Origin of the sequence: Pluralibacter gergoviae ATCC 33028 = NBRC 105706, assembly GCF_001598855.1 — a bacterium.
GTDB lineage: Bacteria > Pseudomonadota > Gammaproteobacteria > Enterobacterales > Enterobacteriaceae > Pluralibacter > Pluralibacter gergoviae.
Map to the genome: position 1 here is coordinate 19,686 of NZ_BCZS01000019.1, position 13,762 is coordinate 33,447.

At 62.4% G+C, this 13,762-nt stretch carries 17 protein-coding genes and 1 riboswitch; of the genes, 7 read left to right on the plus strand and 10 right to left on the minus strand.

Annotated features, from left to right (window positions below; all coding sequences use genetic code 11):
• Positions 1–2: 2 nt before the first annotated feature.
• The 8 genes from ENGE1_RS17680 to ENGE1_RS17715 form a co-directional block, all read right to left on the minus strand.
• Positions 3–308 carry a PTS sugar transporter subunit IIB gene (locus ENGE1_RS17680; protein WP_043081005.1) on the minus strand — a complete coding sequence of 102 codons (306 nt, stop codon included), beginning with the start codon at positions 306–308 and terminating at the stop codon, positions 3–5.
• A gap of 165 nt (positions 309–473) precedes the next feature.
• A complete protein-coding gene (gene thiH, locus ENGE1_RS17685; protein ID WP_048254874.1) occupies positions 474–1,607 on the minus strand; it encodes a 2-iminoacetate synthase ThiH in 1,134 nt (377 codons plus the stop codon).
• Positions 1,604–2,374 (minus strand): thiazole synthase, encoded by a 771-nt coding sequence (gene thiG / locus ENGE1_RS17690; protein WP_048254876.1) that lies wholly within the window; start codon positions 2,372–2,374, stop codon positions 1,604–1,606. The genes thiH and thiG overlap by 4 nt, the downstream gene beginning before the upstream one ends.
• A 2-nt stretch (positions 2,375–2,376) precedes the next feature.
• Complete coding sequence (thiS, locus tag ENGE1_RS17695; RefSeq protein WP_048254877.1) at positions 2,377–2,577, minus strand: sulfur carrier protein ThiS; 201 nt, start codon at positions 2,575–2,577, stop codon at positions 2,377–2,379.
• Positions 2,561–3,316 carry a HesA/MoeB/ThiF family protein gene (locus tag ENGE1_RS17700; protein ID WP_048254878.1) on the minus strand — a complete coding sequence of 252 codons (756 nt, stop codon included), beginning with the start codon at positions 3,314–3,316 and terminating at the stop codon, positions 2,561–2,563. The genes thiS and ENGE1_RS17700 overlap by 17 nt, the downstream gene beginning before the upstream one ends.
• Positions 3,309–3,944 carry a thiamine phosphate synthase gene (gene thiE / locus ENGE1_RS17705; RefSeq protein WP_048254879.1) on the minus strand — a complete coding sequence of 212 codons (636 nt, stop codon included), beginning with the start codon at positions 3,942–3,944 and terminating at the stop codon, positions 3,309–3,311. The genes ENGE1_RS17700 and thiE overlap by 8 nt, the downstream gene beginning before the upstream one ends.
• Complete coding sequence (thiC, locus tag ENGE1_RS17710) at positions 3,944–5,839, minus strand: phosphomethylpyrimidine synthase ThiC (protein WP_048254881.1); 1,896 nt, start codon at positions 5,837–5,839, stop codon at positions 3,944–3,946. Before thiC ends, thiE begins: the two co-directional genes overlap by 1 nt.
• A gap of 78 nt (positions 5,840–5,917) precedes the next feature.
• A riboswitch (TPP riboswitch) is annotated at positions 5,918–6,019 on the minus strand.
• Positions 6,020–6,073: 54 nt separating this feature from the next.
• The gene (locus ENGE1_RS17715; RefSeq protein ID WP_045289410.1) at positions 6,074–6,574 is read right to left on the minus strand and encodes an Rsd/AlgQ family anti-sigma factor; all 501 of its coding nucleotides are present in this window, start codon (positions 6,572–6,574) and stop codon (positions 6,074–6,076) included.
• Positions 6,575–6,665: 91 nt separating this feature from the next.
• Between ENGE1_RS17715 and nudC the strand changes: the two genes are divergently transcribed.
• From nudC to ENGE1_RS17750, 7 genes are all read left to right on the plus strand, one after another.
• Positions 6,666–7,439: an NAD(+) diphosphatase gene (gene nudC / locus ENGE1_RS17720; RefSeq protein WP_048254883.1), complete on the plus strand. Its 774-nt coding sequence runs from the start codon at positions 6,666–6,668 to the stop codon at positions 7,437–7,439.
• Between the two features lie 40 nt (positions 7,440–7,479).
• A complete protein-coding gene (gene hemE, locus ENGE1_RS17725; protein WP_048254885.1) occupies positions 7,480–8,544 on the plus strand; it encodes a uroporphyrinogen decarboxylase in 1,065 nt (354 codons plus the stop codon).
• Positions 8,544–9,215: a deoxyribonuclease V gene (gene nfi, locus ENGE1_RS17730; protein WP_048254887.1), complete on the plus strand. Its 672-nt coding sequence runs from the start codon at positions 8,544–8,546 to the stop codon at positions 9,213–9,215. The genes hemE and nfi overlap by 1 nt, the downstream gene beginning before the upstream one ends.
• Positions 9,216–9,256: 41 nt before the next feature.
• A complete protein-coding gene (locus ENGE1_RS17735; protein ID WP_043080994.1) occupies positions 9,257–9,847 on the plus strand; it encodes a YjaG family protein in 591 nt (196 codons plus the stop codon).
• 186 nt (positions 9,848–10,033) lie between these two features.
• Complete coding sequence (hupA, locus tag ENGE1_RS17740; RefSeq protein WP_002438605.1) at positions 10,034–10,306, plus strand: nucleoid-associated protein HU-alpha; 273 nt, start codon at positions 10,034–10,036, stop codon at positions 10,304–10,306.
• Positions 10,307–10,312: 6 nt separating this feature from the next.
• Positions 10,313–11,011 (plus strand): DUF1481 domain-containing protein, encoded by a 699-nt coding sequence (locus tag ENGE1_RS17745; protein WP_048254889.1) that lies wholly within the window; start codon positions 10,313–10,315, stop codon positions 11,009–11,011.
• A 74-nt stretch (positions 11,012–11,085) separates the two neighbouring features.
• Positions 11,086–12,306 carry an MFS transporter gene (locus tag ENGE1_RS17750; RefSeq protein WP_048254891.1) on the plus strand — a complete coding sequence of 407 codons (1,221 nt, stop codon included), beginning with the start codon at positions 11,086–11,088 and terminating at the stop codon, positions 12,304–12,306.
• Between the two features lie 2 nt (positions 12,307–12,308).
• Here the strand turns inward: ENGE1_RS17750 and ENGE1_RS17755 are convergent, their stop codons facing one another.
• Positions 12,309–12,866: a DcrB family lipoprotein gene (locus ENGE1_RS17755; protein ID WP_043080991.1), complete on the minus strand. Its 558-nt coding sequence runs from the start codon at positions 12,864–12,866 to the stop codon at positions 12,309–12,311.
• A 73-nt stretch (positions 12,867–12,939) separates the two neighbouring features.
• Positions 12,940–13,605: a 7-cyano-7-deazaguanine/7-aminomethyl-7-deazaguanine transporter gene (locus ENGE1_RS17760; protein WP_043080990.1), complete on the minus strand. Its 666-nt coding sequence runs from the start codon at positions 13,603–13,605 to the stop codon at positions 12,940–12,942.
• Positions 13,606–13,762: the final 157 nt, after the last annotated feature.

Sequence of the window (13,762 nt, forward strand, 5' to 3'; positions counted from 1 at the left end):
CCTTACTCCATTAGCTTGAGGGCTTTTTCCAGCACGACGTCGCCTTTCATCATGCCGTAATCCATCATGTCGATCACCGCGACCTTCTTGCCCAGCGGCTCGGCTTCGGCCTGCAGCTTGGCCTGCTCGTATTTCACCTGCGGGCCCAGCAGTACGATGTCTGCGGTGGCAATATTGTCTTTAAATTCGGCGACCGGCACGGCCTTGATGGAGACCTCAACCCCTTTCTTCTGCGCCGCCTCTTTCATGCGCTGCACCAGCATGCTGGTGGACATTCCCGCCGCGCAGCATAAAACAATGTTTTTCATAACTCGCCCTCATGATCCTTGGTCAATCATGTTTAGCGCGCGGCCCGGGCGGCAACAACCGCTTTGCGGCGATTGTGTGTAAACCATCACAAAGAAAGGCGCAGAAACCTGAAACCGGTTACAGAATGAGGCCGCCGACGATGTTTTTCGCCGGCGGCAGGGGGCTCAGGGCGCGCTGCGCCCCAGCCAGCTGTCCCACTCTTTCCATACCGGCTGCAGTCCGCGATCGGTCAGCGCTCTGGCGACCTCCTCCGGACGGCGGCCGTCGTGGGGTTCGAACTGCTCCAGCTCGGGCCGATCGCCGTCGGCGTAGCCGCCGGGCTGGGTTTTCGAGAAGGCGCTGACGTTGTTGATGGCGATGGGCACCACGCGGTCGCGGAAGTACGGCGATTCACGGGTAGAGAGCGACAGCTCCACCTCCGGCGCCAGCAGACGGAAGGCGCAGATGGTCTGCACCAGCTGCTTTTCGCTCATCAGCGAGGCGGGCTCGACGCCGCCCGCGCAGGGGCGCAGGCGCGGGAAGGAGAGCGAGTAGCGGCTCTTCCAGTACTTCTGCTGTAGCCACAGCAGGTGTTCGGCGACCATAAAGCAGTCCACCCGCCAGCTGTCGGACAGGCCGATCAGCGCCCCGAGGCCAATTTTATCGATCCCGGCGCGGCCCAGGCGGTCCGGCGTCTCCAGCCGCCAGAAGAAATCCTGCTTGTTACCCTTCAGGTGGTGGCGGGCGTATGTCGCCTCGTGGTAGGTCTCCTGATAGACCATCACGCCGTCCAGTCCCAGCCCCTTCAGCTCGGCGTACTCCGCCTCGGCCAGCGGCTGGACCTCCATCTGCAGGGAGGCGAACTGGCGGCGAATGGCGGGCAGGTGGCGGCGGAAATAGTCCATGCCGACCTTGCCCTGGTGTTCGCCGGTGACCAGCAGCAGGTGCTCGAAGCCCATCTCGCGGATCGCCGCGCATTCGCGGGCGATCTCTTCGTCGTCCAGCGTCTTGCGCTTGATGCGGTTGCTCATCGAGAAGCCGCAGTAGGTGCAGTCGTTGGCGCACAGGTTGGAGAGGTAGAGCGGGACGTAGAAGCCGACGGTGTTGCCGAAGCGCTGGCGGGTCAGCTGCTGCGCCCGCTGGGCCAGCGGTTCAAGGAAGGCTTCGGCAGCGGGCGACAGCAGCGCCATCAGGTCATCGCGGCCCACCTGCCGGGCGTGCAGGGCGCGTTCGACGTCGGCGGCCGTTTTGCTGTTGATGCGCAGGCGGATATCGTCCCAGTCCAGCTGTCGCCAGCGATCGGTGAAGGTGTTGTTCATGGCAGCGTCTCCAGGAAGCCGGTCAGCGGGCTGGTGGCCTGTGCCTCGCGGCTTTTTGCCCCGGGTCCGGCGGCGTGCGCCAGCAGCCCGGCCTCTACCGCCAGGCGGAAGGCGGTGGCCATCTCTACCGGCGAATCCGCCACCGCGATGGCGGTGTTGACCAGCACCGCGTCGGCGCCCATCTCCAGCGCCTGTGCGGCGTGGCTGGGGACGCCGATCCCGGCATCAACTACCACCGGCACCGAGGACTGGGCGATGATGATCTCCAGCATCGCCCGGGTCTCCAGCCCCTGGTTGGAGCCAATCGGCGCGCCGAGCGGCATCACCGCCGCGCAGCCGACCTCTTCAAGACGGCGGCACAGCACCGGATCGGCGCCGCAGTAGGGCAGCACCACAAAGCCCTCTTTGACCAGCAGTTCGGCGGCCTTCAGGGTCTCAATCGGATCCGGCAGCAGCCAGCGGGCGTCCGGGTGGATTTCGAGCTTCAGCCAGCGGGTACCGAGCGCTTCCCGCGCCAAGCGTGCGGCAAACACGGCCTCTTCGGCGGTTTTCGCTCCGGAGGTGTTGGGCAGCAGCGACACGCCCGCGTCAATCAGCGGCTGCAGAATAGCGTCGTTATCCCGGCGCAGATTGACCCGCTTCATCGCCAGGGTCACCAACTGGCTGCCGGAGGCGCGAATGGCGTCAACCATCAGATCGGCGGTGGCGAACTTGCCGGTGCCGGTGAACAGATGGGAATCAAAAACTTTATCGGCAATGCGTAACATGGTTAGCCTCCGGCAATTACCTGAAAAATCAGCAGGGCGTCGCCCTCCTGTAATGTCTGCTCCACCCACCGGGCGCGGGGCAGGATCTGCTGGTTGAGCGCCAGCGCGACGCCGGGCTTATCCTGCGCAAGCGCAGCGAGCAGGGCGGCAACATCGGTTCCCGCCTCGCACTGGTACGCCTCATCGTTAATGAAGATTTGCATGCTGCCCTCCGCATACCGGACAGCTTGCCGCGCGCGTCAGCGCCAGCTGCCGCCAGCTGCCCGTCCGGGCGTCGAACAGGCGCAGGGCATTATCCGCAACCGGCATGCCGGAGAGCAGTTTGATGGCCTCCAGCGCCTGCATCGTGCCCATCATGCCGACCACCGGGCCGACGATGCCGGCAGTGCGGCAGCTGCGCGCCGGCTCGCTGTCGTCCGGCCACAGGCAGCGGTAGCAGCCGTGGGCCCACGGCGGGGTCAGTACCATCAGCTGGCCGCCGAAGCCGACGGCGCTGGCGGTGATCAGCGGCGTGTCGGCCGCCACGCAGGCGGCGTTTACCGCCTGGCGGGTGGCGATATTGTCGCTGCAGTCGAGCACCAGATCCGCCGCCACCACCTGCTGGCGCAGCGCGTCGCCGCTGAGCCGCTGGCGCAGGGCCAGCAGCCGGATATCCGGATTAAGCTGCGCCAGCCGCCTGGTGGCGCGCTCCGCCTTCGGCAGGTCGAGGTCGTCAACGCTAAACAGGATCTGCCGCTGCAGGTTGCTGATGTGCACGCTGTCGTCGTCCGCCAGCGCCAGGGTGCCGACGCCGGCGCCCGCCAGATAGAGCGCCGCCGGGGAGCCGAGGCCGCCGAGGCCGACAATCAGCACCCGGCTCGCCAGCAGCCGCTGCTGGCCGTCGATGGCGATATCCTCCAGCAGCAGCTGGCGGCTGTAGCGCATAAAGTCGCGGTCATTCATCGCCGGCTCCCGCCATCTCCAGCAGCTGGGCGGTGGCAAGCTGCCAGTCCGGCGCCTGGGTAATAGCGCTGACCACCGCAATGCTGCCGACGCCGGTCGCCAGCACCTCCGGGGCGCGGGCGATGCTGATACCGCCGATCGCCACCGTCGGATAGTCGCCCAGCCGCGCGACGTGGGCGGCGAGCTGCTGCACGCCCTGTGGCGCGGAGGGCATCTGCTTGGTCTGCGTCGGGAAGACGTGGCCCAGCGCGATGTAGGAGGGCTTCGCCGCCAGCGCCACGTCCATCTCCATATCGTCGTGGGTCGAAACGCCGAGCCGCAGCCCGGCCTCGCGGATGGCGTTCAGGTCGGTGGTCTGCAGATCCTCCTGCCCGAGGTGCACGCCGTAGGCGCCGTGCTTCACCGCCAGCCGCCAGTAGTCGTTAATAAACAGCCGGGCGCGGTACTGACGCCCGAGGGTGATGGCGCGTATAACGTCCGCCTCTACCTCCTCATCGCGCTTATCCTTGATGCGCAGCTGCAGGGTGCGCGCCCCGGCGTCCAGCAGGCGGGCTATCCACTCGACGCTGTCAACCACCGGGTAGAGTCCGAGCCGGCGCGGTACCGGCGGAAAATCAGGCTGATACATCAGGCTTCCTCTCTCTTTAGATAAATTTCCCCGCCTCTGGCGCGGAAGCTGTTGGACATCTCCGCCATGCCCACTTCAATCGCCTGCGCCGCCGCGTAGTCGCGCACCTCCTGGGAGATTTTCATCGAGCAGAACTTCGGCCCGCACATCGAGCAGAAGTGCGCCACCTTGCCGGACTCTTGGGGCAGGGTCTCGTCGTGATAGGCGCGGGCGGTAAAGGGATCGAGGGCGAGGTTGAACTGGTCTTCCCAGCGGAATTCGAAGCGCGCTTTCGACATCGCGTTATCGCGGATCTGCGCGCCGGGGTGCCCCTTCGCCAGGTCGGCGGCGTGGGCGGCAATTTTGTAGGTGATAAGCCCCTGCTTGACGTCCTCTTTGTTCGGCAGGCCGAGGTGCTCTTTCGGCGTCACGTAGCAGAGCATCGCGCAGCCGAACCAGCCGATCATCGCCGCGCCGATGCCGGAGGTGAAGTGATCGTAGCCCGGTGCGATATCGGTGGTCAGCGGTCCGAGGGTATAGAAAGGCGCTTCGTGGCACTTCTCCAGCTCCTCGGTCATGTTGGTGCGGATCATCTGCATCGGCACGTGGCCGGGGCCTTCGATCATCACCTGCACGTCGTACTCCCAGGCGATTTTGGTCAGCTCGCCGAGGGTGCGCAGCTCGGCGAACTGCGCCTCGTCGTTGGCGTCCTGAATAGAGCCGGGGCGCAGGCCGTCGCCGAGCGACAGCGAGACATCATAGGCGGCGCAGATTTCGCAGATCTCGCGGAAGTGCTGGTAGAGAAAGCTCTCCCGGTGATGGGAGAGGCACCATTTCGCCATGATCGATCCGCCGCGCGAGACGATGCCGGTCAGGCGCTTCGCGGTCATCGGCACGTAGCGCAGCAGCACCCCGGCGTGGATGGTGAAGTAGTCCACGCCCTGCTCGGCCTGCTCCAGCAGGGTGTCGCGAAACGCCTCCCAGGTGAGGTTCTCGGCAATGCCGTTGACCTTCTCCAGCGCCTGATAAATAGGCACCGTGCCGATCGGCACCGGGCTGTTGCGCAGGATCCACTCCCGGGTCTCGTGGATATAGCGCCCGGTGGAGAGATCCATCACCGTATCCGCGCCCCAGCGGGTGGACCACACCAGCTTCTCCACCTCCTCTTCAATGGAGGAGGTCACCGCCGAATTGCCGATGTTGGCGTTAACCTTCACCAGAAAGTTGCGGCCGATGATCATCGGCTCGGATTCGGGATGGTTAATGTTGGCCGGAATAATCGCCCGGCCGGCGGCCACCTCATCGCGCACGAACTCGGGCGTAATGTTCTCCGGCAGCCGGGCGCCGAAGCCCTGGCCGGGATGCTGCTGGCGCAGGACATCGGCGCGAATGCGCTCCCGGCCCATGTTCTCGCGCAGGGCGATAAACTCCATTTCCGGGGTGATGATGCCCCGGCGGGCGTAGTGCAGCTGGGTCACGCAGCGGCCGGGCAGCGCGCGCTTCGGCGCCAGCGGGCCGCGAAAGCGCAGATCGTCCAGGCCGTCGTCCGCCAGCCGCTCGCGGGTATAGCGGGAGCTGCGCTCGCTCAGGGGCGCGCAGTCGCGGCGGGCGTCGATCCACGGCTGGCGCAGCTTCGCGATGCCCTCGCGAACGTCGATGGCTATCGCCGGATCGCCGTAGGGGCCGGAGGTATCGTAGACCGGCACCGGCTCGTTGGCTTCGTACTGCGGATTGTCGCTATTGCCGCCGATAAGCGTCGGACTGAGCTGGATTTCACGCATCGGCACGCGGATATCGTCGCGCGAGCCGGTCAGGTAGATACGTTTCGAGTTGGGGAAAGCGGTGCCTTCGAGCGTGTCAATGAAGCGCTGGGCTTCGGCGCGCTGCTCGCGGCGGGTCGGTTTTACTGTAGACATAGCACACTCCGGATTGAAGTAAGGAGATAGCTTGTCAGACGACGGATAGAAGCAAGAGAGGATCGCTTGCGCGATGTAAAACAGGTGACTCTTGTTCCCTTACGCAGGTATTAGCCTGATCAGGTTCCGCGGATCCCGAATTAACGGTCTCAGCCCGGAAGGGCACTCCGACAAGATAAAGCCCCACCAGCATGCGGGGCAACAGTTGTAAACTACGCGTTAATGTTTAAGAACTCAAGCGGGGTGTGCGATATGATTTTCATCGTTGGCGCTGCCAAAGGCGCTGTCCAGCGCGAGGGTGATAAGCTTATCCTCCAGGGTAAATCGGCCCTCAAGCGCTTCACCGAGAGCGGAAAGCGCTTGCTGGAACTCCATATAATTGTCGTCATCAATGGCCTGCTCAAGGTTTGAGTCATAAATCGCCATGATTTGCTGGGTATTGGTTTTAAGCTGCGGATAGATGCGGGAAACGGCTAAACAGAGGTTTTCATCTTTTAATTTCGCGACAATGCGTTCATAAAGATTAAAGTGGCAGGCAGAAAGGTAGTCCACGAGGCGGTGGCAAAAGTCATCCAGCGCTTTTTCATTCAGGCGCGTATATGAACCTTTGCCGGGCTTGATACCCACCAGGTTGTAGTAGGCAACCAGCAGCTGCTTGCGGACCTGGAGCCAGCTATCGACGAGCTGATGGCTGCCGCCTACGCGCTCTGTCAGATGTTCTAACTGGTTCAGCATGATTGACTCCATTGTTAAGAGATTAACGGCTCACCAAATGTAAAAAAACTGTTAATAACAGTGCCAGCGAAGCAAAGGTAGTGCAATAGATATGGATCGTATAATTGAAAAATCAGATAGCGGCTGGTGGATAGTCAGCCGTGAACACAAATTATGGCTGCCGGGTGGAGAATTGCCACTGGGTACGGCGGCAAAGTTCGATCTTGCGGGCCAGCGCGCAATGCAAATCGGCGAGTGGCAGGGCGAGCCCGTCTGGCTGGTGCAGCAGGCCCGGCGCCAGGAGATGGGCTCGCTGCGCCAGCTGCTGGATGCCGATGTGGGCCTGCTTCAGCTGGCGGGGCGCGGCGTACAGCTGGCCGAATTTTACCGATCCCATAAATTCTGCGGCTACTGCGGACACGAGATGCACCCGAGCAAAACCGAATGGGCGATGCTCTGCGGCCACTGCCGGGAGCGCTACTACCCGCAGATAGCGCCCTGCATTATCGTCGCCATCCGCCGCGATGATGCCATTCTGCTGGCCCAGCACGTCCGCCACCGCAACGGCATCCACACGGTGCTGGCCGGTTTTGTTGAAGTGGGCGAAACTCTTGAGCAGGCGGTGGCCCGCGAGGTGATGGAGGAGAGCGGCATTAAGGTGAAGAATCTGCGCTACGTCACCTCCCAGCCGTGGCCCTTCCCGCAGTCGCTGATGACCGCCTTTATGGCCGACTACGACAGCGGCGACATCGCCATCGATCCGAAAGAGCTGATTCAGGCGGACTGGTACCGCTATGACCGCCTGCCGCTGCTGCCGCCGCCGGGTACCGTGGCGCGCAGGCTGATTGAAGACACGGTGGCGATGTGTCGGGCGGACGCGCAGTGACGTGCTACACTGGCGGCAACGAAGATCAGGGAATATGAAAATGACCGAACTGAAAAACGATCGCTACCTGCGGGCGCTGCTGCGCCAGCCTGTTGATATTACCCCCGTCTGGATGATGAGGCAGGCAGGCCGCTATTTACCGGAGTACAAGGCCACCCGCGCCGAGGCGGGCGATTTTATGTCGCTGTGTAAAAACGCCGAGCTGGCCTGCGAAGTGACGCTCCAGCCGCTGCGCCGCTTCCCGCTTGATGCCGCTATCCTGTTTTCCGATATTCTCACCGTGCCGGACGCGATGGGCCTCGGGCTCTATTTTGAGACCGGAGAAGGCCCGCGCTTTACCTCTCCGGTACGCAGCATGGCGGATGTGGAAAAGCTGCCGGTGCCCGATCCGGAGCAGGAGCTGGGCTACGTGATGAACGCCGTGCGCACCATTCGCCGCGAGCTGAAGGGCGAAGTGCCGCTGATCGGCTTCTCCGGCAGCCCGTGGACTCTGGCGACCTACATGGTCGAAGGCGGCAGCAGCAAAGCCTTTACGGTCATCAAGAAGATGATGTACGCCGACCCGAAGGCGCTGCATCTGCTGCTGGACAAGCTGGCGCGCAGCGTGACGCTCTATCTGAACGCGCAAATTAAAGCCGGCGCCCAGTCGGTAATGATTTTCGACACCTGGGGCGGGGTGCTCACCGGCCGCGATTACCAGCAGTTCTCCCTCTACTACATGCACAAAATCGTTGACGGCCTGCTGCGCGAAAACAAGGGACGCCGGGTGCCGGTGACGCTCTTTACTAAGGGCGGCGGCCAGTGGCTGGAGGCGATGGCCGCCACCGGCTGCGATGCGCTGGGCCTCGACTGGACCACCGACATTGCCGACGCCCGCCGCCGGGTCGGCGATAAAGTGGCGCTGCAGGGCAACATGGATCCGTCCATGCTCTACGCTCAGCCCGCGCGCATTGAGGAGGAGGTTGCCACTATTCTTGCCGGTTTCGGCGAGGGGGAGGGGCACGTCTTTAACCTCGGACACGGCATTCACCAGGACGTGCCGCCGGCGCACGCGGGCGCTTTCGTCGACGCCGTGCACCGCCTCTCTGCGGCGTATCACCGCTGATGGATCTCGCCGATCTGCGTCAGCAGCAGCTCGCTCTGGCTTCGTCGACGATCCGCGAAGATCGCTTTATCGCCGATCCGCCCCACCTGATCGGCGGGGCCGACGTCGGCTTTGAGCAGGGCGGAGAGGTCACCCGCGCGGCGATGGTGCTGCTGAGCTACCCTGAGCTTGAGCTGGTGGAGTATCAGATAGCCCGTATTCCCACAACCATGCCCTACATTCCCGGATTTCTATCGTTTCGCGAATATCCCGCGCTGCTGGCGGCGTGGGAGAAGCTGTCGCGCAAGCCCGATCTGCTGTTCGTCGACGGCCACGGTATCTCGCATCCCCGGCGGCTCGGGGTGGCCAGCCACTTCAGCCTGCTGGTGGACGTCCCGACCATCGGCGTGGCGAAGAAGCGGCTGTGCGGCAAGTTTGAACCGCTCGGACCCGAGCCGGGCGCGCTGGCGCCGCTGATGGACAAGGGCGAGCAGTTGGCGTGGGTGTGGCGCAGCAAGGCGCGCTGCAATCCGCTGTTTATCGCCACCGGCCACCGCATCAGCCTCGACAGCGCCCTGGCGTGGGTGCAGCGCTGTACCCGCGGCTATCGGCTGCCGGAGCCGACGCGCTGGGCGGATGCGGTCGCCTCTAATCGTCCGGCGTTTCAGCGCTGGCAAGCAATTCAGCCCTGATTCAGGTAAACTTTCGCTACTTCACGATTCGAGACTTCATCATGTTACAAAACCCGATTCATCTGCGGCTGGAGAAGCTTGAGAGCTGGCAGCATGTGACCTTCATGGCCTGCCTGTGCGAGCGCATGTATCCCAACTACGCCATGTTCTGCAAGCAGACCGAGTTCGCCGACGGCATGCTCTATCGCCGGATCCTCGATCTGGTCTGGGAGACGCTGACCGTAAAAGACGCGAAGGTGAACTTCGACAGCCAGCTGGAGAAGCTGGAAGAGGCGATCCCGGCGGCAGATGATTTCGATATGTACGGTGTTTATCCGGCCATCGACGCCTGCGTGGCCCTGAGCGAACTTTTGCACTCGCGCCTCAGCGGTGAAACCCTGGAGCATGCGGTGGAGGTCAGTAAGGCCTCGATTACCACCGTGGCAATGCTGGAAATGTCCCAGGCCGGGCGCGAAATGAGCGATGAAGAGCTGAAAGAAAACCCCGCCGTGGAGCAGGAGTGGGACATCCAGTGGGAGATTTTCCGCCTGCTGGCCGACTGCGAAGAGCGCGACGTAGAGCTGATAAAAGGCCTGCGCGCCGACCTGCGGGAAGCGGGTGAAAGCAATATCGGTATAAATTTTCAGCAATAAGACCGCAAAACGTGACATTCAGTCTGAATTGTCATGCCTGGAGGCTTCACATCTGCCCCCCGTCTGGTCTACATTTGGGGGGCGAAAAAAAGTGGCTATCGGTGCGTGTATGCAGGAGAGTGCTTTTCTGGCATTTCCATCGCACTCGGTGCTTAGCAAGCGATAAACACATTGTAAGGATAACATATGAACAAGACTCAACTGATTGATGTAATTGCGGACAAAGCTGACCTGTCTAAAACCCAGGCTAAAGCAGCTCTGGAATCCACTCTGGCTGCAATTACCGAGTCTCTGAAAGAAGGTGATGCTGTTCAACTGGTCGGTTTCGGTACCTTCAAAGTGAACCACCGCGCTGAGCGTACTGGCCGCAACCCGCAGACCGGTAAAGAGATCAAAATCGCTGCAGCTAACGTGCCAGCGTTTGTCTCTGGCAAAGCACTGAAAGACGCAGTTAAGTAAGACCGCGTGGCAGGACACAGTTTTAACGAAGGGGCGGTTTCGCCCCTTTTGTCTATCTGGCGCCGCCTGCCGCTGCTGGCGGGCGCCGTCTTGCTGTCATCCTGCAGCCACCACGACGCGCTTCCTCCGTTTACCTCCAGCGGCTACGCCGACAATCAGGGCGCGGTGCGCATCTGGCGCAAAGACGCCGACAGCGACACGCATCTGCTGGTCGCCTTCAGCCCGTGGCGCGGGGACAACACCACCACCAGCGAATACCGCTGGCAGGGCGACTCGCTCTCGCTTATCGATCTTAAGGTCTACGGCAAAGCGCCTGAACAGGTGCGGGTGCGCTTCGACGCGCGCGGCGAGCTGAACTTTATGCAGCGCGAGGCTAACGGCCAGAAGCAGCAGCTCTCCACCGATCAGATTGCCCTCTACCGCTACAAGGCCCAGCAGATCCGCCAGACCAGCGATGCCCTGCGTCAGGGGCACGTGGTGCTGCGCCAGGGGAGTTGGCACGCCGGGCGGACGGTGACCACCTGCGAAGGTCAGACCGTGAAGCCGGACCTTGAGGCGGACGATCTGGCCTTTATCGAACGCCGCCAGAGCCGCTCCTCAACGGACGTCAGCATTGCCTGGCTGGAGGCGCCAGAAGGGGCCCAGCTGCTGCTGGTCGCCAATGAAGATTTCTGCCGCTGGCAGCCGACAAAAAAAGATTTCTGATCCTTTTCGGCCGTGAATTCAGTGACGCAATGATGTAATAATGTGACAACTGTCATACTCCCCCGGTAAATATCATGCCTGAACCCCTTGCCAGTACGGCCCTCAGCGGGCTGCGCCTCAATCTGCGTATTGTGTCGGTGGTTATCTTTAATTTCGCCAGCTACCTGACTATCGGCCTGCCGCTGGCGGTGCTGCCGGGCTACGTGCACGATGTGATGGGCTTCAGCGCCTTCTGGGCAGGGCTGGTGATTAGTCTCCAGTATCTGGCGACCCTGCTGAGCCGGCCGCACGCCGGGCGCTACGCCGATCTGCTGGGGCCGAAGAAAGTCGTTATCTTCGGGCTGTGCGGCTGCTTGCTGAGCGGCATCTGTTACCTGCTGGCCGCCGTCGGCAGCGGTTGGCCGCTGGCCAGCCTGGTCGTGCTGTGTCTGGGAAGGATTATTCTCGGCGTCGGCCAGAGCTTCGCGGGCACCGGCTCCACGCTGTGGGGCGTCGGCGTGGTCGGCTCCCTGCACATCGGGCGGGTGATCTCCTGGAACGGTATCGTCACCTACGGCGCGATGGCCCTGGGCGCGCCGCTGGGCGTGCTCTGCTACCGGTACGGCGGCCTGCAGGGGCTGGCGTGGACCATTATCGCGGTGGCGCTGACCGCTGTCCTCTGCGCCCTGCCGCGCGCGGCGGTGAAGGCGGCGCGGGGCAAGGTGATGTCGTTTCGCGCCGTCCTGGGGCGAGTCTGGCCCTACGGCGCCGCGCTGGCGCTGGGTTCGGCGGGATTTGGCGTCATCGCCACGTTTATCACGCTGTTTTATGCGGCTAAGGGCTGGGACGGCGCCGCCTTTGCCCTGACGCTGTTCAGCGTCGCCTTCGTCGGTACCCGGCTGCTGTTTCCGAACGGCATTAACCGCCTCGGCGGCCTCAACGTGGCGATGATCTGTTTCGCCATTGAGATGGCGGGGCTGGTGCTGGTGGGCATTGCCGACGCGCCGCTGTTGGCGAAAATCGGCACCCTGCTGACCGGCGCCGGTTTCTCGCTGGTCTTTCCGGCGCTGGGCGTGGTGGCGGTGAAGTCGGTGCCGGCGCACAACCAGGGAGCGGCGCTGGCGACCTACACGGTATTTATGGATATGTCGCTGGGAATAACCGGACCGCTGGCCGGACTGCTGATAGCCCGGGCGGGCGTCTCGTCGATTTATCTGGCGGCGGCGGGGCTGGCGGCGCTGGCGCTGCTGCTCGGCTGGCGCCTGAAAAAACGGCCCCCGGCTGCAGAGCCGGAGGCCGCATCGTCAGTTGAGTAGTATTACTTGATGACGATGGTATTGATGATGTTTTCCGCTTCGGTCTGCGCCTTCTGCTGATCGTCGGCAGGCAGGGTGATCTGCAGGGTCAGCAGCTTGTCGTCCACTTTACCCAGCACCACGGAGGAGTAGGCGGTCTGGCCCTTGGCGGAGATGATGCTGTCGAGCTGCTGCAGGCTGTGGCCCTTCAGCTCAATGGATTTATTGGTCACTACCTGGAGCTGCGGATCGCGGGCGCGCTGCTGGGCTTCCAGGCGCGAAGCGAGCAGGCCGAGGTCTTCACTGGTGTTATCGCCGACGATGACGATCACCGCTTTCTGGCCGGTGGCGTCAGAGTAGACGTGCATATTGTTGGCCTGAGTTCCGAGTTTGCCGCTCTGATCGGTCATCCCGGCCGGGAGAGCGAAGCTCAGCTTGCCGTCCAGCAGGCTGACGGGCTGGCCGGCGGCGTTGCTCTCGGCGGCAGCGCCCTGGGCAGGCGTTTTGCTGTCGCTGTTATCGCAGGCGGCAAGTCCTACTACCAGCAGGCCAATACCGACGTATTTCACCAAATTGCGCATCGACTTCTTCCTTTCAATAAACAGCCGTTCACGGCAGATCGCATTATCTTATCACAACCCGCTCCGGGCGCTCTTACCCCGGTTGAAAAGTGCGGATTTCAGATTTATCCGCCAGCCTTTTCAACAGCATATTGAGCAGCACGCCATACATTGGCAGGAAGAACACGATACTGATAAGCACCTTAAAACTGTAGTCAACCAGCGCTATCTCCACCCAGTGGTCGGCCATAAACGGATCCGGGCTGCGCCAGAAGGCGATAAAGAAGAACGCCAGCGTATCGCTGATGTTGCCGAACAGCGTCGAGGCGGTCGGCGCCAGCCACCAGCGGCGGCTCTGGCGCAGGCGGTTAAAGACGTGGACGTCGAGGATCTGCCCCAGCGCATAGGCCATAAAGCTGGCGGCGGCGATGCGGGCGACGAACAGATTAAAGTGGGTCAGCGCCGCCAGGCCCTGCCACTGGCCCATGTAGAACAGCGACGAAATGCCGTAGGAAATAACCAGCGCCGGGACCATCACCGCAAAGATGATTCTGCGCGCCAGCGGGGCGCCGAAAATCCGCACCGTCAGATCGGTTGCCAGGAAAATAAACGGAAAGCTAAAGGCGCCCCAGGTGGTGTGGAAACCAAAAATAGCGACCGGCAGCTGCACCAGATAGTTGCTGGAGGTGATCACCAGCAGATGAAAAAGCGAAAGCCAGAACAGCACCTTCTTGTGCTGTAATTGAGGATACTGCGTCATAGTGTGACCTTTTTAATGATGGGGTGAGGGAACCCAATAAAACCGCCGCATGATACCGCGTTGCGCATGCTTTGCAATGGCTGTTTTTCGCGCAATCGTTAACCTGGTTTGCTTTGCCGGCGGGGCGGCGTAAACTACAGCCGTTTTTTTGCCGACG

What these genes read in the sequence shown, in the direction of transcription:
- ENGE1_RS17680 (WP_043081005.1), bottom strand. Translation starts at nt 308, where the DNA reads ATGAAAAACATTGTTTTATGCTGCGCGGCGGGAATGTCCACCAGCATG.
- thiH (WP_048254874.1), bottom strand. Translation starts at nt 1,607, where the DNA reads ATGAACAACACCTTCACCGATCGCTGGCGACAGCTGGACTGGGACGAT.
- thiG (WP_048254876.1), bottom strand. Translation starts at nt 2,374, where the DNA reads ATGTTACGCATTGCCGATAAAGTTTTTGATTCCCATCTGTTCACCGGC.
- thiS (WP_048254877.1), bottom strand. Translation starts at nt 2,577, where the DNA reads ATGCAAATCTTCATTAACGATGAGGCGTACCAGTGCGAGGCGGGAACC.
- ENGE1_RS17700 (WP_048254878.1), bottom strand. Translation starts at nt 3,316, where the DNA reads ATGAATGACCGCGACTTTATGCGCTACAGCCGCCAGCTGCTGCTGGAG.
- thiE (WP_048254879.1), bottom strand. Translation starts at nt 3,944, where the DNA reads ATGTATCAGCCTGATTTTCCGCCGGTACCGCGCCGGCTCGGACTCTAC.
- thiC (WP_048254881.1), bottom strand. Translation starts at nt 5,839, where the DNA reads ATGTCTACAGTAAAACCGACCCGCCGCGAGCAGCGCGCCGAAGCCCAG.
- ENGE1_RS17715 (WP_045289410.1), bottom strand. Translation starts at nt 6,574, where the DNA reads ATGCTGAACCAGTTAGAACATCTGACAGAGCGCGTAGGCGGCAGCCAT.
- nudC (WP_048254883.1), top strand. Translation starts at nt 6,666, where the DNA reads ATGGATCGTATAATTGAAAAATCAGATAGCGGCTGGTGGATAGTCAGC.
- hemE (WP_048254885.1), top strand. Translation starts at nt 7,480, where the DNA reads ATGACCGAACTGAAAAACGATCGCTACCTGCGGGCGCTGCTGCGCCAG.
- nfi (WP_048254887.1), top strand. Translation starts at nt 8,544, where the DNA reads ATGGATCTCGCCGATCTGCGTCAGCAGCAGCTCGCTCTGGCTTCGTCG.
- ENGE1_RS17735 (WP_043080994.1), top strand. Translation starts at nt 9,257, where the DNA reads ATGTTACAAAACCCGATTCATCTGCGGCTGGAGAAGCTTGAGAGCTGG.
- hupA (WP_002438605.1), top strand. Translation starts at nt 10,034, where the DNA reads ATGAACAAGACTCAACTGATTGATGTAATTGCGGACAAAGCTGACCTG.
- ENGE1_RS17750 (WP_048254891.1), top strand. Translation starts at nt 11,086, where the DNA reads ATGCCTGAACCCCTTGCCAGTACGGCCCTCAGCGGGCTGCGCCTCAAT.
- ENGE1_RS17755 (WP_043080991.1), bottom strand. Translation starts at nt 12,866, where the DNA reads ATGCGCAATTTGGTGAAATACGTCGGTATTGGCCTGCTGGTAGTAGGA.
- ENGE1_RS17760 (WP_043080990.1), bottom strand. Translation starts at nt 13,605, where the DNA reads ATGACGCAGTATCCTCAATTACAGCACAAGAAGGTGCTGTTCTGGCTT.